At 41.6% G+C, this 20,058-nt stretch carries 19 protein-coding genes; 16 read left to right on the forward strand and 3 right to left on the reverse strand.

The features are described 5' to 3' along the window. The first annotated feature begins 241 nt into the window (after positions 1 to 241). From RMY00_RS10060 to RMY00_RS10115, 12 genes are all read left to right on the forward strand, one after another. Positions 242 to 739, forward strand: a complete 498-nt coding sequence (locus RMY00_RS10060) for an HNH endonuclease (protein WP_322647406.1) — start codon at positions 242 to 244, stop codon at positions 737 to 739. Positions 740 to 1,528: 789 nt separating this feature from the next. Next, a complete protein-coding gene (locus RMY00_RS10065) occupies positions 1,529 to 2,812 on the forward strand; it encodes a bifunctional oligoribonuclease/PAP phosphatase NrnA (RefSeq protein WP_322647407.1) in 1,284 nt (427 codons plus the stop codon). Between the two features lie 104 nt (positions 2,813 to 2,916). Then, positions 2,917 to 3,168, forward strand: a complete 252-nt coding sequence (locus RMY00_RS10070; RefSeq protein ID WP_322647408.1) for a UPF0175 family protein — start codon at positions 2,917 to 2,919, stop codon at positions 3,166 to 3,168. Continuing rightward, positions 3,161 to 3,364, forward strand: a complete 204-nt coding sequence (locus RMY00_RS10075) for a hypothetical protein (protein ID WP_322647409.1) — start codon at positions 3,161 to 3,163, stop codon at positions 3,362 to 3,364. Before RMY00_RS10070 ends, RMY00_RS10075 begins: the two co-directional genes overlap by 8 nt. A 223-nt stretch (positions 3,365 to 3,587) precedes the next feature. After that, positions 3,588 to 4,082 (forward strand): phosphohistidine phosphatase SixA, encoded by a 495-nt coding sequence (sixA, locus tag RMY00_RS10080; RefSeq protein WP_322647410.1) that lies wholly within the window; start codon positions 3,588 to 3,590, stop codon positions 4,080 to 4,082. 107 nt (positions 4,083 to 4,189) lie between these two features. Then, positions 4,190 to 5,326 carry a citrate synthase gene (locus RMY00_RS10085; RefSeq protein ID WP_322647411.1) on the forward strand — a complete coding sequence of 379 codons (1,137 nt, stop codon included), beginning with the start codon at positions 4,190 to 4,192 and terminating at the stop codon, positions 5,324 to 5,326. Between the two features lie 374 nt (positions 5,327 to 5,700). Further along, complete coding sequence (nuoH, locus tag RMY00_RS10090; RefSeq protein ID WP_322647412.1) at positions 5,701 to 6,819, forward strand: NADH-quinone oxidoreductase subunit NuoH; 1,119 nt, start codon at positions 5,701 to 5,703, stop codon at positions 6,817 to 6,819. Positions 6,820 to 6,924: 105 nt separating this feature from the next. Next, on the forward strand, positions 6,925 to 7,509 hold the full coding sequence (ndhI, locus tag RMY00_RS10095; RefSeq protein WP_322647413.1) for an NAD(P)H-quinone oxidoreductase subunit I: 585 nt from the start codon (positions 6,925 to 6,927) through the stop codon (positions 7,507 to 7,509). A gap of 118 nt (positions 7,510 to 7,627) precedes the next feature. Next, a complete protein-coding gene (locus tag RMY00_RS10100; protein ID WP_322647414.1) occupies positions 7,628 to 8,242 on the forward strand; it encodes an NADH-quinone oxidoreductase subunit J in 615 nt (204 codons plus the stop codon). 59 nt (positions 8,243 to 8,301) lie between these two features. Continuing rightward, positions 8,302 to 8,607 (forward strand): NADH-quinone oxidoreductase subunit NuoK, encoded by a 306-nt coding sequence (gene nuoK, locus RMY00_RS10105; protein ID WP_006199065.1) that lies wholly within the window; start codon positions 8,302 to 8,304, stop codon positions 8,605 to 8,607. A gap of 6 nt (positions 8,608 to 8,613) precedes the next feature. Next, entirely contained in the window at positions 8,614 to 9,534 is a 921-nt protein-coding gene (locus RMY00_RS10110; RefSeq protein WP_100898810.1) for an NAD(+) kinase, read from the forward strand. A 380-nt stretch (positions 9,535 to 9,914) separates the two neighbouring features. Then, positions 9,915 to 10,745 (forward strand): GNAT family N-acetyltransferase, encoded by an 831-nt coding sequence (locus tag RMY00_RS10115; RefSeq protein WP_322647415.1) that lies wholly within the window; start codon positions 9,915 to 9,917, stop codon positions 10,743 to 10,745. Here RMY00_RS10115 and RMY00_RS10120 read toward each other — a convergent pair. Further along, positions 10,719 to 13,337 (reverse strand): EAL domain-containing protein, encoded by a 2,619-nt coding sequence (locus RMY00_RS10120; protein ID WP_322647416.1) that lies wholly within the window; start codon positions 13,335 to 13,337, stop codon positions 10,719 to 10,721. The two genes, RMY00_RS10115 and RMY00_RS10120, sit on opposite strands and share 27 nt — an antisense overlap. Positions 13,338 to 13,944: 607 nt before the next feature. Here RMY00_RS10120 and RMY00_RS10125 point away from each other — a divergent pair. Then, the gene (locus RMY00_RS10125) at positions 13,945 to 15,597 is read left to right on the forward strand and encodes a glycosyltransferase family 39 protein (RefSeq protein WP_322647417.1); all 1,653 of its coding nucleotides are present in this window, start codon (positions 13,945 to 13,947) and stop codon (positions 15,595 to 15,597) included. 300 nt (positions 15,598 to 15,897) lie between these two features. Here RMY00_RS10125 and RMY00_RS10130 read toward each other — a convergent pair whose 3' ends face one another. Together RMY00_RS10130 and cobU are read right to left on the reverse strand one after the other, a co-directional pair. Further along, a complete protein-coding gene (locus RMY00_RS10130) occupies positions 15,898 to 16,302 on the reverse strand; it encodes a hypothetical protein (protein WP_109010375.1) in 405 nt (134 codons plus the stop codon). Between the two features lie 52 nt (positions 16,303 to 16,354). After that, positions 16,355 to 16,921 (reverse strand): bifunctional adenosylcobinamide kinase/adenosylcobinamide-phosphate guanylyltransferase, encoded by a 567-nt coding sequence (cobU, locus tag RMY00_RS10135; protein ID WP_322647418.1) that lies wholly within the window; start codon positions 16,919 to 16,921, stop codon positions 16,355 to 16,357. A gap of 216 nt (positions 16,922 to 17,137) precedes the next feature. Between cobU and RMY00_RS10140 the strand changes: the two genes are divergently transcribed. The 3 genes from RMY00_RS10140 to RMY00_RS10150 all read left to right on the forward strand — a co-directional run bounded on the left by RMY00_RS10140 (position 17,138) and on the right by RMY00_RS10150 (position 20,058). Beyond that, complete coding sequence (locus RMY00_RS10140; RefSeq protein ID WP_322647419.1) at positions 17,138 to 17,935, forward strand: hypothetical protein; 798 nt, start codon at positions 17,138 to 17,140, stop codon at positions 17,933 to 17,935. Between the two features lie 134 nt (positions 17,936 to 18,069). Further along, positions 18,070 to 19,002 (forward strand): glycosyltransferase, encoded by a 933-nt coding sequence (locus RMY00_RS10145; protein WP_322647420.1) that lies wholly within the window; start codon positions 18,070 to 18,072, stop codon positions 19,000 to 19,002. A gap of 99 nt (positions 19,003 to 19,101) precedes the next feature. After that, on the forward strand, positions 19,102 to 20,058 hold the full coding sequence (locus RMY00_RS10150; RefSeq protein ID WP_322647421.1) for a glycosyltransferase family 2 protein: 957 nt from the start codon (positions 19,102 to 19,104) through the stop codon (positions 20,056 to 20,058).

A 20,058-nucleotide genomic window follows, 5' to 3' on the forward strand; every position in this document is an offset into this window, starting at 1 on the left:
CGAGATCAGATTAAATAGGAAGTGTAACCTTCATATTGGAATGGATACAAGATGTTGCGGTAGTAAAGTAAAAATTAAGAATTATCAGTTGGGAGCAAAGCCAAGGACACTCCTTACTTCTCAACTTCTTACTCATAACTTAATTGCCGAATTATTCCGAAAGTATAATTTATTCTCATCTCCCTAGTAGGATGTATTTGTGTTAACATTTATGTAAAGCTAATACCCTGAGCGCAGATAAATGGGGAAGGTTTTAGTCTTAAACGCCTCTTACGAACCTCTCAATATAACGAGTTGGCGTCGTGCTGTGGTTCTTTTAATTAAGGGCAAGGCAGAACGCGTGGAACATAACGGCAAATTCCTATACTCGGATTTTCCGTTGCCGACCGTAATCAGGTTGCGTCATTACGTGCGTGTTCCTTATAAAGAAATTCCTCTGACTCGTCGAAATATATTGCACCGTGACGGTCATGCGTGTCAATACTGTGGTTATACAGGGGATGAGTTGACCCTAGACCATGTAATACCGCGATCGCGCGGCGGGGGTGATACCTGGGAGAACATTGTGACCGCTTGTGTCCGTTGCAATGTCAAAAAAGGCAGTCGAACTCCCAATGAAGCTCACATGCCTTTACGTCATCCTCCTCGCCAACCTTATAGCAGTCTCTATTTTGAGGTCAGCAAACATCTTAAGAGTGGACTGCATACAGAGTGGCAAAAGTATGTTATAGGTCTTTGAGCAAAAAAGTAGAGGAGCAAAGAAGAAAGAAGAAACATCTTTTTGTTTTGAGATAGTGCCAATAAATTTAGTTATCAATTGTTGAAAAATTGATGGCTATATAGCTTGCAACGAATGAATGCGATCGCGTCTTGCAAACAGGCGCAATATCTCAACGCTCAAGCCTCTACATTTATGTATGGGGCTTGCTCCCTAGCTTATGTCTTCTTGCACTAGTACAGGTTGGCGAAAATAAACCTACTATTTCATTACAGCCAGAAAGCCCAAAATTATAGGTTTTTGACGTTTTGACTTTTGACTTCCGCCTTGTGGTACAGGCTTGGCTCTAAATTATCAGAATTTTCAAAGGGGATAAAAAACACGCATTGTTCAATAAAATAATTGTTAATTGCTCAATACTCACAAAAATGAGAGTATTGAGCATAAAAAAATTTCAAATATCAAGGAGTAGACCTAAAGTATAAGATAGAAATTATACCCTAAGTCAGATTAAAATCCCACTCATTGAATTTAGAAAGACAAAAAAAGCTCCTTAAACAGATTTATGCTGTCAGATAAAGCCCTATATACTAAACTTTTTTGTTTCCAGCACCTACAGACCTAAGAGTGGAATTTACGTCATTATTGGTCATTGTTGAACGCTGCTGTGACTGACAAAAATATACTTAGATGTATAGTGCAATGTTCTGAGATTTTTGCGAAGATCAAAATAATGTGGCTAGAATTCAGTGAATTGCTGATTGTAGTATTTCTGAATTAAAGGAGCCTCACACTTTAAAAAAGTTCCCTATGTACTTGAATTCTCCCGTTACTCAGTTTGAGAGTTTGTCATCGACCACAGAGCCAAACCCAGAGGAACCTGAAATAGAGAAAACGCCAGTGGAAGTTTCATTTAAAACTCCGTCATTACCGCCATCGGTAGGCGATGGAGCTATATATCTTAATAACCGTAGTAATTCCCTGGCACAACAAAAGTCAGAAGAACTGCAAAGAACCCTTCTGGCACACCGACACGATCGCCAACTGGTAATTCTGCAAGATTTTCCCGATCCTGATGCCCTTTCCTGTGCCTGGGCTTATCAGTTAATAGCCCAGCAATATGATATCAAATGTGAAATCATTTATGCTGGCGCATTAAGTCATCAAGAAAATATTGCCTTGGTAAGGTTGACTAATTTACCTATCCAACGCTGGACGCCGCAAACCTTGAAAACCAAGGATTTGTCATGTTATCAAGGTTTTGTCTTAATTGATAACCAGGGAACCACTTCACAGCTACTCTCAGCAGTGCAGCAGGCTAAAATCCCTCTAGTAGTCCTCATTGACCATCACAGTATCCAAGGCGATCTGCAATCAGAGTTTGAGGATATCCGCCCTTATGTCAGAGCGACGGCAACCATTTTTACCCAATACCTGCAAACGGGATTATTAGCATTAGATAGCAGCATAAATCAACACGTCAAATGTGCAACTGCTTTGATGCACGGCTTGCGCTCAGATACAAATCGGTTAATGCAAGCGCAAGAAGAAGACTTTATGGCAGCTGCTTATTTAAGCCGATTTTATGATGCCCAACTGCTAAACGCCATTTTACAGGCGAATCGATCCAAGCGGGTAATGGATGTGATCGAGCGATCGCTAAAAAATCGCATCGTCCAAAATAACTTTTCCATCGCTGGTGTTGGTTACTTACGCTACGAAGACCGTGACGCCATCCCCCAAGCGGCTGATTTTCTCGTCACCGAAGAAAACGTTCACACCGCCGTAGTTTACGGCATTGTTCACGATGAAGACGAAGAACTAGAAATAGTCATTGGCTCCCTGAGAACCAGCAAACTTACCCTTGACCCCGATGAATTCATCAAAGAAGCCTTTGGACAAGATAGTGCAGGGCGCTTTTTCGGCGGTGGAAGAACAAGCGCAGGCGGCTTTGAAATTCCAATGGGCTTCTTATCTGGCAGCAACGAAAATTCCGCTTATGCGAAAATGAAATGGGAAGTATTCGACGCTCAAATTAAGCAAAAACTGCTGAGGTTGGTTAATCCTAGAGATAATCCGATTCAGTCGGAGTAGAGGGAGAAGGAGATGAGGAGAACTCCTAACTCATGCTGGAGTCAAAGTGTTTGGTTATATGAGCGCGTTATTATGATCCTAAATAAAGCAGCGCATATATTATTATGTACCAACTCACTTTGACTATTCCAGAAGAAACTATATTGGCTCTCAATGTAAAACCAGAACAGCTACAAGGTGAAGTTCTTCTCGCTGCTGCTATGAAGTTATATGAACTTGGCAAACTCTCTTCAGGAGCAGCAGCTAATTTAGCGGGTATTCCCAAAGTTGTATTCCTTTCACAACTAGCAAAATATGACATCAACACCTTCAAACTCACTGAGGCTGAACTGATTGAGGATCTAGCTCGTGCCTGATGTGATTGTTGATACTTCAGCAGTGCAATATCTCTACCAGCTTAACTTATTTGATTTGTTATCTAATTTGTATAGTCAAGTAATTATTCCACCTGGTGTGGCTTTTGAGATAGCGCAAGGGCTTGCTCTTGGTGTTTCGCTACCTAACTTGAATACTTTTACATGGGTAAAAACTGTTCCTGTCTCTGCCGAGTAACTAATTCCTACTTTACCCAATTTCAGTAGTTGAACCTGCTTCTGAGTCACCTAATCGTAACTAGAACACCTAACGCCGCGTTGCATCGGACAGATCGCATATCAACGAATACGTAATAATGATTAAGATTAGGATAGATTAATTCACACCAAACGTCAATCCTAACAACGTCAATCCTAACTAAGTACGGGTTACGACCCGCTACGCTAATAAAATTCAAAGTATGGAACTATACTTAATTCGTCATGGCATTGCCGAAGACAAGGGATTAGGCATCAAGGATGAGGAGCGCAGCCTTACCAAGGAAGGAAGGCAAAAAACTGAGAAAGTTGCCCAGAAACTTGTTAAATTGGGTTTAAGCTTTGACTTGATTCTTACCAGCCCCTTAGTGCGGGCCCGCCAAACGGCTGAAATCCTGATAGCAGAAAAACTAAGCTCCAAATTAGAGGAATCTAGCCACCTCGCCCACGATGGTCAAATTTCTAGTTGGCTAAAAGACTGGTTAGAGCCAAGAAATTATTCCCAAAATACCCAACTGGCACTGGTTGGACACGAACCTGATTTGACCAATTGGGCGGAAATTCTTCTATGGGGCGAAGTAAAAGGAAGCTTAGTCTTGAAAAAAGCAGGTATGATTGGGATAAAACTACCAGAAACAGGTTCTCCTCTGGGTCGGAGTCAGATGTTTTGGTTGACACCACCCAAGTACCTGCTATAACAGTTTTTCAACATTTCCAATTGTTGTTAGAAGGGCTACTGTTATAGCGACAATAATTTCTGGTAAGTTAGCTTGATCAGATATTTCATAAAGCGAATGGTGGTGCCATGATGGTGTGCGAATACAAGCCTGGTTTAGAAGGCATTCCCGCCGCCCAATCAAGTATCAGCTATGTTGATGGGCAAAAGGGAATACTAGAATATCGTGGCATCCGGATTGAGGAACTAGCAGAGAAAAGTACATTCCTAGAAACTGCTTATCTCTTAATCTGGGGCGAACTGCCAAGCAAGGAAGAATTGAACGCATTTGAGCATGAAGTTCGTTATCACCGCAGGATAAAGTACCGCATTCGGGACATGATGAAATGCTTTCCTGAAAGCGGTCACCCAATGGATGCGCTGCAAGCCTCTGCTGCTGCTTTAGGCTTGTTTTATTCGCTCCGGGATTTACATAATCCTGCTTACATTAGGGATTCAGTGGTGCGCCTGATAGCTACCATTCCCACAATGGTAGCAGCGTTCCAACTGATGCGGAAAGGCAATGACCCGGTACGTCCCCGTGATGACTTAGATTACTCCGCCAATTTTCTATACATGCTCAACGAGCAAGAACCCGATCCTTTGATGGCGCGGATTTTTGATATCTGCTTGATACTTCAGGTCGAGCATACAATGAATGCTTCCACTTTTAGTGCCAGGGTGACAGCTTCCACCTTGACTGATCCTTACGCTGTGGTTGCTAGTGCCGTGGGAACTCTGGGAGGGCCTCTACATGGTGGAGCCAATGAAGAAGTAATTCAGATGTTGGAAAAAATTGGTTCTGTAGAAAATGTCCGTCCCTACATAGACCATTGTCTGCAAACTAAATCTAAGATTATGGGCTTTGGACATCGTGTGTATAAAGTAAAAGACCCACGAGCCATAATTTTACAAGGACTAGCGGAACAGCTCTTTGAAAAGTTTGGGCATGACAAATTCTATGATATTGCCCTAGAAATGGAACAAGTGGTAGGAGAAAAACTCGGTAGCAAAGGAATTTATCCAAATATTGACTTTTACTCAGGTTTGGTGTATAGGAAGATGGGAATTCCTACAGACTTGTTTACGCCAATATTTGCGATCGCTCGCGTTGCTGGTTGGTTAGCTCACTGGAAAGAACAACTAGCAGAAAACCGGATTTTCCGTCCTACCCAGGTTTACAACGGTCGGCATGAAGTTACTTATACCCCCATTGACCAACGGTAAATGGGCAGGGCGCAGGGGAAAATGAAGAAGGAGAGGGCAGGGGGCAGGGGGAAAAGGGGAAACTTTCTCGCCGGCAAAGCGCACTTTGCCCCAATTCCTCTTTTCCATCCTCCCTGCCCCCTGCTCCCTGCCCCCTTGCTTCTTCTCTTGTCCCCTCATCTTCTCAATAGCAATCTCAATGCCAACCATAAGTAGAAGTTCTCATCTCGCTTCAGGGTGCTCAAACCATCCAACGATATACTAGGCATGGGAATTAGCAACAAATCTTCAATCAAGCGTCATCTGGGCAAAAATTAAAAATGCGTGAATTTACAGGTATTAATTCAACTAATAGTTGTAATTCACTATGACTCGATGTCTTAAAGAGTGGAAACATGAACTCAGGAATTGACCTCCAAGGAACTTTTATTGAATCCCTCCGGGATTTAGGTTTACCAGCAGGAACAGCCAAAGCGATTTGGATGCCACTGCCAATGATACTGATGCTGATTGGGGCAACAGTGGGGGTATTAGTTGCTACCTGGCTAGAGCGAAAAATTTCCGCCGCCGCACAGCAGCGAATTGGCCCAGAATACCAAGGGCCTTTTGGGTTGCTGGTACCTGTGGCTGATGGTTTGAAGTTGGTATTTAAAGAAGATATAGTACCAGCCAAATCTGACCCTTGGCTGTTTACTCTTGGGCCAATTATTGTTGTGATTCCGGTGTTTCTATCATTCCTGATCGTCCCTTTTGGGCAGAACATCGTAATTAGCAATGTGGGCATGGGCGTATTCTTGTGGATTGCCTTGTCAAGCATTCAACCCATTGGTTTATTAATGGCTGGCTACGCATCTAATAATAAATACTCCCTCTTAGGGGGGTTGCGGGCAGCAGCGCAATCTATTAGCTATGAAATTCCTTTGGCACTGGCGGTATTAGCGATCGCTATGATGTCTAACAGTCTCGACACCGTTGATATTGTCAATCAACAGTCTGGCTACGGCATTCTGGGCTGGAACATTTGGCGACAACCAATCGGTTTCCTAATCTTTTGGATAGCTGCCCTAGCTGAATGCGAACGATTACCCTTTGACTTACCCGAAGCGGAAGAAGAACTGGTAGCAGGCTATCAAACTGAATACTCAGGTATGAAATTCGGTCTTTTCTACCTGGGTTCTTACGTTAACTTGATCCTTTCTTCCTTACTAGTAGCAATTCTCTACCTGGGCGGTTGGGACTTTCCCATTCCCCTCAACCTCATCGCTGGTTGGTTGGGAGTCAGTGAACTAAATCCCGTGTTCCAGATAGTAACTGCTGCTTTGGGGATTACGATGACCGTGTTCAAAGCCTATTTACTAGTGTTTGTCGCCATCCTGTTGCGCTGGACAGTGCCACGGGTACGGATTGACCAACTGTTAGATTTAGGATGGAAGTTTTTGTTGCCAGTTGGCTTGGTTAATCTTCTATTAACCGCCGCCCTGAAACTAGCCTTTCCCTTCGCCTTCGGTGGTTAGTCATTAGTCATTAGTCATTAGTCATTAGTACAAATGACTAATGACCAAGGACAAAGGATAAAGGACAAATAACGCTGATAGCTTAAAAAGAGAGATTGATACACAATGCTAAAGTTCCTGAAACAAGTTGGTGATTACGCCAAAGAAACAGTACAAGCTGCGCGTTACATTGGTCAGGGACTTTCTGTCACCTTCGATCACATGCGGCGGCGTCCGATTACCGTACAGTATCCTTACGAGAAACTGATTCTTGGCGAAAGGTTTCGCGGTAGAATTCACTTTGAATTTGATAAGTGCATTGCCTGCGAAGTCTGTGTTCGCGTTTGTCCAATTAACCTGCCTGTAGTAGATTGGGAATTCGATAAAGCCAGCAAAAAGAAAAAACTCAATCACTACAGCATTGACTTTGGAGTTTGTATCTTTTGCGGTAATTGTGTGGAATTTTGCCCCACTAACTGTCTATCTATGACAGAAGAGTATGAGCTTTCCACTTACGATCGCCATGAATTGAACTTTGACAACGTAGCGCTAGGTCGTCTGCCCTATAAGGTAACAGATGATCCAATGGTTACACCACTGCGCGAACTAGTTTACCTACCCAAAGGCGTCCTCGAACCACATGGATTGCCCGCAGATGCACCGCGTGCTGGTACGCGTCCAGAAGACCTGGTAGAACAAACGGAAAAATAAATGTAATTTGTCATTTGTCCATTGTCATTTGTCCTTCGTTATTTGACCAATGACCAATGACCAATGACTAATGACCAATGACTAATGACCAATGACTAATGACTAAGGACAAAAAACAGTGAATCTAGCGGAAGGAGTACAGTTTGTATCGCTTGGCATATTAGGCGTGATGATGATTGGGGCGGCCATTGGTGTAGTGCTGTTCTCCAACATCGTCTATTCTGCCTTTTTGCTGGGGGGTGTCTTCATCAGCATTGCGGGAATTTACCTGTTGCTAAATGCTGATTTTGTTGCAGCTGCACAAATACTGATTTACGTTGGGGCGGTTAACGTGTTGATTTTGTTTGCCATTATGTTGGTGAACAAGCGGGAGAGTTTTGTAGCATTTCCCAACTCTTGGGTGCGGAAAGTATTAACAGGTTTAGTCAGTGTAGGATTGTTCGGTCTTTTAAGCACGATGGTGCTGGCTACTCCTTGGGCTTACTCAGCCGCTCCTGTAGCAGGTGGCGAAAGTTCTATAGTTTTAATTGGAGAACATTTCTTCACTGACTTTCTACTGCCTTTTGAACTGGCTTCCATTTTGCTACTGATAGCAATGGTAGGAGCAATTATTTTGGCACGCCGCGAGTATTTGCCAGACTTGTTGACACCATCCAAGCTGGGGCAAACTGTTTTAACTTTGCAAGAACGTCCCAGAGAACTAGTATCAACAACCAGCGAAACAAAAGAGTAATATTTACGACCTGGGTCGTAGATAAATAGCCAGATTTTTCAGGAGGGATATTCAGATTCATGCAACTCCAGTACTTTCTATTACTAGCAGCAGCTTTATTCTGTATCGGCATCTACGGTTTAATTACTAGCCGCAACGCTGTGCGGGTGCTGATGTCAATTGAGTTACTGCTCAATGCTGTTAATCTGAATTTAATGGCATTTTCCAACTTCCTCGACTCAACATTAATTAAGGGTCAGGTTTTCACAGTATTTGTGATTACCGTGGCCGCGGCCGAGGCGGCGGTGGGTTTAGCGATCGTGCTTGCCATTTATCGCAACCGCGATACCGTCGATATGGAGCAGTTTAATCTCCTGAAATGGTAATTGTGCGTGCAACTCAAGCAGGTAATCATTGCTTATAAAGCGCGGGATGCCCGGAGTAAACAATGGGCAGAAATCTGTGCTAAACAACTAGAAAGCCGCGAGTGCCAGGTGTTGATGGGGCCAAGCGGGCCGAAAGACAACCCCTATCCTGTCTTTTTGGCTTCGGCGGCTCAACCAATTGATCTCGCCTTGGTACTCGGTGGCGATGGTACTGTTTTAACTGGTGCCAGACATTTAGCCCCAGCTGGCATCCCGATTCTGGGAGTGAATGTGGGAGGTCATCTGGGGTTTTTAACTGAGTCGGTGGAAGAGTTTCAGGATACTGAGAAAGTTTGGGATCGACTGTTTGAGGATCGCTATGCTATCCAACGACGGATGATGTTACAAGCTGCTGTATATGAGGGTCACGGGTCTAATTTAGAACCAGTTAGTGAGCATTATCTGGCTCTGAATGAGTTTTGTGTTAAACCTGCTTCCGCAGATCGAATGATTACTTCAATTCTGGAAATGGAAATTGACGGTGAGGTAGTCGATCAGTATGTCGGGGACGGGTTGATTATTTCCACTCCCACAGGTTCTACAGGTTACACCGTTTCTGCTAATGGGCCAATTATGCATGATGGTATGGAGGCGATTACCATCACTCCTATTTGTGCAATGAGCCTTTCTAGTCGTCCCCTGGTTTTACCCCCTGGTTCTGTGGTGAGTATTTGGCCTTTGGGGGATTATGATTTGAGTACCAAGCTGTGGACAGATGGGGTTTTAGGGACTTCAATTTGGCCGGGACACCGCGTTGATGTGCGGATGGCAGATTGTCGGGCTAAATTTATTATTTTGCGCGAGAACAATTCCTACTATCAAACGTTGCGGGAGAAGTTGCTTTGGGCTGGTACAAGGGTTCACTACAGCAATAATCACCGTAATTAATTAAGTATTTTAGAGTGCATTTACCGCAGCGATCGCATATTGCAATTAGATCACCGCAAGCATCGCAACCAAAATCATCCCAAGCCCCTGGATTCATCCGGGGGCTTTCTGCCCTAATTTAGACTTTCTTTTCTGATATGACTTGTATTTATAGCGTACATCAAAGGAAAATTTTGTATCTTATTGCCAGATTTTTTCGGAATTAATGTCCATAATAAAAGCACTCTACCTCTAATCCGAGAGAGTAAAAAAGCTGTCTAGAGGTTCTTTCATCAAAAACCGTCTCAATCACACTTCAACACATTAATGCATAATGTGAGCTATTTGTATATTACCTAAATCCTAGTAGAATATTTTCGCAAATCTAAGTAGGAAGATAGATGGAAGTTTCTGGATGCAACATCAATTACCAACTGAATCCTCCTGCCCCCCTTGAAGATTTCCCCGTCCTTCAAACTGAAAAATATACCCTACGCCTGGCATCAACCAAAGAAGAATTAGAATCAATTTTTCGGTTGCGCTTTGAAGTTTTTAATCTGGAACTAGGCTTGGGATTTTTTGCTTCTAACTTTACCAAGATGGATATAGATAAGTTTGATGCGGTTTGCCATCATTTAATCCTAATCTCCAAACAAACGGGTAAAACTATTGGAACTTATCGGATGCAAACCTATACAATGGCTTCTCAAAGACTAGGCTTTGATGCTGCCGATATATTTAATCTTAATGCGATTCCCAATTCTGTGCTTCAAACATCAGTTGAAGTTGGACGTGCATGTATAGCTAAAGAATACCGCAATATTCAGGCACTTTTACTACTCTGGGAAGGATTGGCAAATTATCTCATTTGGAGTAAAAACCAATATTTTTTTGGCTGTGCATCATTATTAACACAATGCCCTTCAGAAGCTACTTGCACTTATGATTATTTTAAGCAAAATGGCTTGATGCATCCAAGTATTTTGGTTTATCCAAATTCACGATTTTGTCTAAAAATGCCTCATAAATGTCCAGATTCTTTCAATGTTGAAATACCTAAAATTTTGCAAGCATACTTAAATATTGGAGCTAAAATATGCAGTATTCCAGCTATTGATCGGCAGTTTAAAACTATTGATTTTTTAACTATATCTAATGTTGCAGAGTTTGCCAGATGGCGTTATCCAAATCCTTTCAAAAAACCCTTACCACTGAGGGTTTGTCACGATTAATGCCACTGCTGCCGTGTTATCCAAGGGACGTGAGAAAAAATATCCTTGTCCACATTCACAGTTCAACTTTCTCAAAAATGCTAGCTGCTCTTTTGTCTCCACTCCTTCGGCAGTCACATCCATACCTAATTTGTGTGCTAGTGTGATAATTATCTCAATAATTTCTAAATTCTTGCCATTAGCATCTATCGGGCTGACAAAGGAACGGTCAATTTTCAACACACTAATCGGAAAGTTATGGATACGGCTTAAGGAAGAATAGCCTGTACCGAAATCATCAATTGATAACTTAATGCCCATCTTACGAAGTTCTGAGAGTGCAGCATTTGCCTCATCGCCATTCTCCATAATTGCACTTTCAGTAATTTCTAACATGAGACTGCCAGCATCAAGACCAGTCGAGTCCAAAATTTCTCCAATCTGCTCAATTAAATCCGGTTGAGAAAATTGCTTGACTGAAAGATTGACGCTGATTTTCTCTAATGAGTTTGTCTGATGGCTCACCTGCCAGCTTCGCATCTGGCGGCACGCCTCATGTAATGCCCAGTAGCCAACCTCGACAATCAGTCCGCTTTCTTCTACTAGGGGAATAAAATCTGTTGGAGAAATCAAACCACGCTCTGGATGGTTCCAGCGCAGCAGAGCTTCAAAGCCTGAAAGTTTGCCATTAGCGAGGGAAACAATTGGTTGGTAATAAAGCTGAAACTCGTGGCGTTCGATCGCTCGCCGTAGATCGTTCTCTAACTGCAATCTGACCAGAGCTTTAATATACATTTCTTGGTTGAATAGTTCATAGCGAGCTTTGCCCAACGCCTTGGCTCGGTACATAGCCGTATCAGCGTCCCTCAACAAGTTTTCTGGTTGGTCATAGTCTAATGTCGAACTTAAGGCGATGCCAATACTTGCCGTTGTAAATACTTCTTGTCCGTCAAGTTCAAGGGGTAATGTCAATTCTTGTTGAATTCGTTCAACTACTTTGATGGCTTCTGACACATTCTGGAGTTCGTCAAGCAGGATTGTAAATTCGTCTCCCCCAAGTCGTGCGGCTATATCCGTGGAGCGTATACATACTTCTAATCTATTTGCAATAGCAATTAGAAATTGGTCTCCTTTTAGGTGTCCGAGACTGTCATTGATCACCTTAAACCGATCCAGGTCGAGAAATAGTACAGCAAATAAATAATTCTTCTGTCGCTTGGCTCGCTGGAGTGTGTGTTTTAAGCGCTCCATAAAGAAAGCTCGGTTTGGTAGACCTGTCAGTGCATCGTGAAACGCATTATATCGTAACTGTTCTTCTACCTGCTTCCGCTCATTAATTTCAGCTTCTAATTGTCTGTTAACTTCTAAGAGTCCAGCAAATGAATCTCGTAATTGAGTAGCCATTTGATTATGAGCCTGAGCAAGAACTCTTAGTTCGTTAATACCCTCTACTGTAACGGTTTGGTCTAATTTCCCACTAGCAATTTCTTTAGAGGCAAAGCTCAAACAGAGAATTGGTTGAGTAATCCAATGAGAAGTAATCACTCCTATGGCTATAGCTAATATCAACGCCCCTAAACACAGCAAAATAGTGGTTTGGGTGTTGGCTTCGATATGCTCCATAAAGTCGGCTTCTGGAACCACCACAATAATCACCCAATTTAGCCCACAGTCAGCTGTAAAGGGCATTAACTGTACAAATTGCCGCTTTTGATCAATTTCAAATTCTAGCTGTTGACTAGAAGAAATGTTTCTAAAAGTACCAAATTTTGACTGCAAATACTGTGTTGTTAGATGAGTGATCCGATCGCTACTAGCGATCGCTCTAAGCCGTTTAGATGTCTTTTTTCCTCCCTCATTATTCAAGATAAAAGGTTGCTCTGGCGTTGAAGTTGCTACCAAATCTCCAGAATGCTCGATAATAAATGTCTTTCCTGAGCGACCAATCTTTAAACTGTGCAAAAACTCACTTAGTTGCGAGAGAGATAACGTTGCATTCGTCACTCCAAGCAAGCCACCTGTCTGGTCATAAAGAGGTTTAGTTGCACTGAACGCTAGCCCTGATGAAGAAAAATATGAATAAATTTCTGTACAAGTCGTTTTACCTGCTTTGACAGCATTTGTGTACCAAGGGCGAGTGCGAGGATCAAAGGTTCGTTTAACTTGAAGTAATTTGACAATATTACCTTGATTATCAGTGGTGTAAGTATAGTAATTGTTACCCGTTGATTGATCTTTTCTTCGGATAACTAGTGAACCATCATTAAGGCGATCAACCGAATGAATATCTCCTTGTGTACTTGCAAAAGCGATCGGCTTTAAGGGTTTGAACAACTGCATTTGATGCCATAAATGGTGTTCTAAACTTTTTGTATTTTTTAAACTTAACTCACCAATATGGACAGAATTGGCATTCATCTGAGTTACCAGTTGGGGTATTTCTATGTAAGCGGTAAGATGTTGATGAATCCGAGCTGTAACTTCATTTTGCAGCTGAGTAGCAACATCATTAACAGCTTTCTGACCATTTTTTAGAGATAAAAATGCTGTTAAGCCTACAGCACTAGAGATTTGCAGCACGAAAGGCACTACAAGAGCTACACGGAGTGGCACTCTCAAGAACCCTTTTGGAATCGAACGCAAGAAATTCTGCTGTTGCATCTGTGCGATTTTAGCCTCCGATAGCTTAAAAGCAAGGTTTATCTTCTCTTGCCAAGGGAGTATTATCAATCTGCTGATACAGCTACTTTAAAATGCTACCTCAAATTCTAATCAGTTAATAATATCGCTCCTTCTACAGACTGTCCTGGATTGGAGGCAAAAAACAATCCTTCCTTCGCCCTTAAGCAATGCTCTTTTCACCGGGTAGAGAATTGAGAACTATAATCAGCAAAGCGATCGCTCAATGCACGGTAGCTGTAGAGTTGGCTTACTACAAATGCGGCTACACTTAGTGTATTTTACACTTCATTGATATCTAAGTTTTAAAACTAAATCCAGTTTTGCGAGATTTGATACAACCTTGTCCAATTCTTTTCGTAATTAATGAAGAAGAGGTATTGATTGCCAATCTTCCCAATTAAATAAAAGTACGGTTGGCGATGTTTAACAAATAGGCTTTGCTTGAAGTCTTAGCAATGTCTAGGATGAAGGTATTTGCGACACCTTATCTAGTACGCTTAATTAGATGATTTGAGAAAACATTTTAGGAAACCCACTTATGCGCCATCTCAAATTTGCTCCGAGCTGGTTGCGATTTTTAATTATTTTCTTATTGACAATGGGTATATTGTTTCGCTATTTTAACCTTGATAGCAAAATTTACTCGTATGATGAAACTTATACTTCATTGCGGATTTCTGGTTACAGAACAACTGAAGTAAAACAACAAATTTTTAATAATCGTGTCATTACTAGAGAAAGCTTTGCCCAGTTTCAAGGTGTAAATCAACAAAAAAGCTTAAATGACACAATCATGAATTTAGCAAAAGAAGATCCTTACCATTCACCACTTTATTACATAATAGCCAGATTGTGGATGAACATATTTGGTAATTCGGTGACGGCGATTAGAAGTTTATCTGCCTGCATCAGTTTGCTGGTTTTTCCTTGTGTTTATTGGCTATGCCGAGAATTATTTAATGTACCATTATCGGTTCCTGGTGTAGCGATCGCACTCATAGCGATTTCTCCAATTCAACTAGTTTATGCCCAAGAAGCACAAGAATATATTCTCTGGTTAGTCACTATATTAATATCTAGTGCGTCTCTGCTGCGAGTAATGCGGCTGGAATCACAAGATAAAGATGAGCTAGCAAAAGAACAGAAACAGCCAGATTTATTCGCTATCTGGAGTATTTATGCAGTAACTTTAGCTATTAGCCTTTATACATGTCTTTGGAGTGCATTCGTAGCACTTGCTCATGGAATTTATGTAATTATCGCTGCCAAATTTAAGTTAACTGAAACTGTCAGAACTTATTTGTTAGTATCACTGGTAGGTTTTTTAGCTTTCATGCCTTGGATAACAATTGTGATGGGTGACTTTTTTCAATTTTTGCTTTCAGCAGATAAAACAAAAATTCAGTCATCTTTGATGCCTATATTTCCATTTTTGCTAATCCAGTTAAGCCGGATTTTTCTTGATATAGACCTTAGCCCAGCTAATCCTTTGAATTCTTTAATTACACCAATATTTTTAATTATTGTAGGATATTCAATTTGTTTTCTTTGTCTAACAACTAATTATAAAGTTTGGTTTTTTCTCATTACATTGATTTTAGTGCCAGCATTACCTCTAATACTGTCAAGTTATGGTAGCATACAATTATCCACTGAACCATATTTGCTACCATCTTATTTAGGAATCCAAGTAACTGTTGCTTACCTACTAGCTACGCAAATATATAATGAAAGCATATCACGCCGCAGCATTTGGCAAATAATCATGGCATTGGTGATTATTTGTGGGCTGATTTCTTGTAAGGTGAGTTCCCAAGCAGAAACTTGGTGGAATAAGGGTATGAGTTATGGCAATCCACAAGTTGCCCGAATCATCAATCAGACGAGTAGTCCACTTTTGATTAGTGATGCTTTGGGTAATAATTATAGGAATGTTTTCTCTCTAAGCTATCTTTTGGAACCAAAAGTGCGATTTTTGTTGGTGAACAACCAACAAATCCTTAAAATACCTGATGGGTTTGCTGATGTATTTTTACTCAATCCTTCAGACAATTGGCGCGAAACAATAGAAAAAAATTATAACTTAAAGACAGATATTGTTTACAGCAATCAATATTATTCGGTCTGGAAATTGGTTAAATCTTCTAATTTGCGCCGACGTAATATTTCAAATAATAAGTTAGTTAGTTAGCCATTTCTAGCACAATATATTTAAGTTAAGGATTTTTTTTGGTATTTAAAGACGTTACATGGCAACATATCTACAAAAAATTTGGGGCTTAAATGAACTGTGTTGATTTATAGCGGTTCTCAGTTGAATAGGTACAGAACTTCACCCCCAACCCCTTAAGAGCAAGCGGGGAGCTTAGATTATTTGATTAGGAAAAGCCATATAGTGAGGCTATTTGATTCTCATCTAGCCCGCCTCAGAATTAATTTTGAGTTTGATACCGAAAGTCGTCTAAAAACAACTGAGAAAATGCAAGATTGTCTATAAGCGATCGCTAATTATTTTAAGTTGCTCTTGAGTATTAATTGGCTCTCGCGGGGCTGGTAATTCGGTATTAGGCCAGCTAGGTAAATCATTGCAGGGGCATAACAACGCCGGCATTCCGACGTTTCGTGCGGCTACTGGCATACTGCAACGGCTGCAAGGTAGCATCTCCCAGGCTGGTGTCAAAAGTTCAGCAATGGTTTCGTGTGTACCCTCTAGGTAACAATCACCCGATTCCGGTGAGAGAATTTTTTGCCAGCACTCTTCAAATTCTTCACTATAGCGATCGCCATTTAGCACCGATTGGGGCAAAAAGCTTGCCTTACCGTTGCTCGTAATCACTTTCTTACCCAACTGAAACCAGTAGGCAAGGTATCCTCTAACTTCTTGTTTGGTTGCCATATTACAATTTTAGATTTTAAATTTTAGATTTTGGATTAATTTGAATTAATAGTTAAGAATCTTGACTCCTCATTTCTCCTTTATTTGGCAATGGATAACCAAGCCTGCTGAGATTGAGAACATGACCACCTGTAACTAAATAAACAGTATTGCTAAGTACACCTAGCTGGCGGACTAAAGAACCCAGGCGATCGCGGAACGCCCTTCCAAGAGGATAAGCTGGTATCACACCCCAACCAACCTCTTCTGCTACAAACACCATATCAGCAGCCACCAGATCCACCGTCTCTAACAACTCTGCAACGATGTTTTCCCAGCTAGACTCGTCCTCTTCTAAGAGATTCGCAACCCAAGTTCCTAAAGAATCAACTAAAAGACAGGTATAAGGTTTGGCATCAGCGAGGGTAGCAGACAGTTCCACAGGTACAGATAAAGTCACCCAGTCTTGGGGACGACGTTGTTGATGTTCTAAAATGCGTTGATGCCATTCTTCGTCATCTGGGTTATCGGTGGCTGTTGCTACGTAAATAACAGCTTTTTTTGACTGCATAGCCAGAGTTTCCGCCCATTCACTTTTACCAGATCGGGCTGGCCCTATTACTAAGATGATTTTACCCAAAGTTGTTTCCTGAATATTTTAACAATATGCTTACGGTTGTAATTTATCACCCCAGTTTTTTACTTTCTTGGCAAAATTTTTAGTTTCAAATAACTTTTAAGAGATAAAATTAGCACCAGCATCATTGATGTCAAAATTGGCAAAAGCCGAAAATCCCAACAACCCCATTCTTAATTATCCAACACCATCGGGGACAGCAAACCTTAGGATGTCTTTATGAACGCAGGCTTAAAACGCATAGAAGCAACTCTACATGATTTAGTGAATCGCGGCACTGCCTCTGCCGCCGAAGCTGGTGATTCGACGACAAAACGGCCTTTCTCCTTTAGAATCAGTGTCGGAGCCAACGAACCCACAGAAAGTACACAAACTCAATCCTCTCAAGAAGAACAAACAGTTGACACTGAGAGAGATTATCCTGCTGAACAAGATTTCTTTCCTCACCATGAGTCTGTGCAGACCTTTCAAGCACAAGAGGATGGTAGCAAAACACCCAGCCTACCCAAGTTGAAAACTCCGAGCTTTAGTAGCCATCGCCACGGAGCGAATCCAGGATTGGCGATGAATTTATTGCAAGAAATTCAGGAAACTGTCGCCGGTTGGCAAATAGAACTGCAAAATATTTTGAAGCAAATTCAGGATATTTACTTAGAAGGGCCAATTGTTAATGGCTGGTTAGAATCCAATCCCAAGGAACCAGAAGCAGGAGGAACTGCAACACTGCGCCATGCAGAAGTTGACCGCCTGATGAACTATGTAGAAGAAATTTGCGCCACTGGTGGGAAAGTATCTTATCAATCATCTATTACTGGCTACCGTCTCTGTGGTATAGACGATACTGGTAAAGTCTGGTCGCGTCCATGTCCAGCAGATCAGATTCCCAATGTTAGCATGGCGATCGCGCGTTACCAAAAGTTACGTCAACTGTTAGGACGCAAGCAATCTTTGGAAACCCGCCTGAGTCAACTGGCCCAAACACTTGTTGTTTTACACGGTCATATTCAACAAACGTAAAGTTTTAAAGATTAATTCCGAAGAAACTCGGTTGGTGGGTCGGTAATTTTTAGTTTAGATTAACTCTCAGCAGGTGTGCCTTGGATTTCAGATTTTTATCTAAAATCCCAAATCTAAAATCCAAAATAAAAGCTATGCCAGACACCCAAATCTCTGCCATTATCTGTACCCACAATCGAGATACCTATTTAGGGGCTGCAATTGATAGTCTTTTAGCGCAGGATTTTCCTGCTGACTTTGAAATTGTAGTAGTTGATAATGGGTCTAGCGATCGCACCCGTGAGGTTGTAGAACAAAGGGCCCACAATCCGCGCTTGAAATATATATTTGAACCTACCATTGGTTTATCTGTCGCCCGCAACACGGGTGCAAAAATAGCTACTGGTGATATTCTTGCTTATCTCGATGACGATGCCGTTGCTAGTAAGGGCTGGCTACAAGTTTTATATTTTGCCTATTACAATAATTCTAAATTAGCGATCGCAGGTGGCAAAGTCACTCTCATCTGGCCTCCAGGAATTCAACAACCACGGTGGCTATCTCCCGGATTAGCTGCAAATCTAGGTGCATACGATTTGGGTGACAGTATCATCTACATCGAGCAACCTGGCTTAACACCCAGAGGCTTAAATTACTCCATCCGCCGCAGTTTTTTAGAAGAAATTGGCGGTTTTGATCCTCATCTCGGCCGAGTGGGAAAAAATTTATTATCAAATGAAGAACTGCAAATGACCGAATTTGCCCTACAGCGTAATTGGCAAGTCGCTTATCTTCCCGAAGCACTGGTTGCTCACAATGTTGCTCCAGAACGCCTCCAACGCTCCTGGTTTTTAAACCGGGGCTGGTGGCAGGGTATCAGTGAATGCTATCGAGAACAACTCGTTGGTAAAGCTGGAATTGCTCAATTACAGCGAGGTAGCGAACGGTTTGTGCGCGGCTTGTATAAGGCATTGCAATATTTTTCTGATCCAGCAGAACGGTTTGACAAACTTGTATATGCTTACGGTCAGATTGGGTACTTAAATGCTGCTATTCAAGGTCTTTTATCCAGAGCAAATAAGAAATAAAAAAGAATTCAGAATTTAAAATTCAGAATGCTTTACTCCTAACTCCTGTACAGACGCGATTAATCGCGTCTCTACTTATAACTCCTAACTCCCAAATATATGTCATCTAAAATACCAGTTTCTGTATTAATTCCGGCAAAAAATGAACAAGCAAACTTACCTGCTTGCCTTGCTAGCCTCAGCAGAGCAGATGAGATATTTGTAGTAGATTCTCAAAGTACTGATAACAGCATTGAAATTGCTAACAGTCATGGTGTAAATGTCGTACAATTCAACTTCAATGGACGCTGGCCCAAAAAGAAAAATTGGTCTTTAGACAATCTACCTTTTCGTAACGAATGGGTGCTAATTGTAGATTGCGATGAGCGTATTCCTCCTGAACTTTGGGAAGAAATTGAGCAAGCAATTCAAAACAAGGAATATACAGGTTATTACCTAAATCGCCGCGTATTTTTCTTAGGAAAATGGATTCGTTATGGCGGGAAATATCCCGATTGGAATCTACGTTTATTTCAACATAAAAAAGGTCGTTACGAAAATCTACATACAGAAGATATTCCCAATACTGGTGATAACGAAGTACACGAACATGTGATTTTGCAGGGTAAAGTTGGGTATCTCAAAAATGATATGCTCCACGAAGACTTCCGCGACCTTTATCACTGGTTAGAACGACACAACCGCTATTCTAACTGGGAAGCCAGCGTTTATTTTAATATTCTCACAGGTAAAGATGATAGCGGCACTATCGGCGCGAATCTATTTGGTGACGCAGTGCAACGCAAGCGCTTTTTGAAAAAAGTTTGGGTACACCTGCCATTTAAACCCATTTTACGATTTGTTTTATTTTATATTATTCAACGCGGTTTTTTGGATGGCAAAGCCGGATATATCTATGCACGTTTGCTGAGTCAATATGAATATCAAATTGGTGTTAAACTCTACGAATTACGCAACTGTGGTGGTCACTTAAATACTGCAACTACCTCGAAGGAGGGAGCAGAGGGGCAGGGGAGCAGGGGAGCAGAGGGAGAGCTATTGACCATTGACTCTTGA

The sequence above is a fragment of the Nostoc sp. ChiVER01 genome, assembly GCF_034531155.1.
In the GTDB taxonomy this organism is placed as follows: domain Bacteria; phylum Cyanobacteriota; class Cyanobacteriia; order Cyanobacteriales; family Nostocaceae; genus Nostoc.

Coding starts and splice junctions, on each gene's coding strand:
- RMY00_RS10060 (WP_322647406.1), top strand. CDS start 242: ATGGGGAAGGTTTTAGTCTTAAACGCCTCTTACGAACCTCTCAATATA.
- RMY00_RS10065 (WP_322647407.1), top strand. CDS start 1,529: ATGTACTTGAATTCTCCCGTTACTCAGTTTGAGAGTTTGTCATCGACC.
- RMY00_RS10070 (WP_322647408.1), top strand. CDS start 2,917: ATGTACCAACTCACTTTGACTATTCCAGAAGAAACTATATTGGCTCTC.
- sixA (WP_322647410.1), top strand. CDS start 3,588: ATGGAACTATACTTAATTCGTCATGGCATTGCCGAAGACAAGGGATTA.
- RMY00_RS10085 (WP_322647411.1), top strand. CDS start 4,190: ATGATGGTGTGCGAATACAAGCCTGGTTTAGAAGGCATTCCCGCCGCC.
- nuoH (WP_322647412.1), top strand. CDS start 5,701: ATGAACTCAGGAATTGACCTCCAAGGAACTTTTATTGAATCCCTCCGG.
- ndhI (WP_322647413.1), top strand. CDS start 6,925: ATGCTAAAGTTCCTGAAACAAGTTGGTGATTACGCCAAAGAAACAGTA.
- nuoK (WP_006199065.1), top strand. CDS start 8,302: ATGCAACTCCAGTACTTTCTATTACTAGCAGCAGCTTTATTCTGTATC.
- RMY00_RS10115 (WP_322647415.1), top strand. CDS start 9,915: ATGGAAGTTTCTGGATGCAACATCAATTACCAACTGAATCCTCCTGCC.
- RMY00_RS10125 (WP_322647417.1), top strand. CDS start 13,945: ATGCGCCATCTCAAATTTGCTCCGAGCTGGTTGCGATTTTTAATTATT.
- RMY00_RS10130 (WP_109010375.1), bottom strand. CDS start 16,302: ATGGCAACCAAACAAGAAGTTAGAGGATACCTTGCCTACTGGTTTCAG.
- RMY00_RS10140 (WP_322647419.1), top strand. CDS start 17,138: ATGAACGCAGGCTTAAAACGCATAGAAGCAACTCTACATGATTTAGTG.
- RMY00_RS10145 (WP_322647420.1), top strand. CDS start 18,070: ATGCCAGACACCCAAATCTCTGCCATTATCTGTACCCACAATCGAGAT.
- RMY00_RS10150 (WP_322647421.1), top strand. CDS start 19,102: ATGTCATCTAAAATACCAGTTTCTGTATTAATTCCGGCAAAAAATGAA.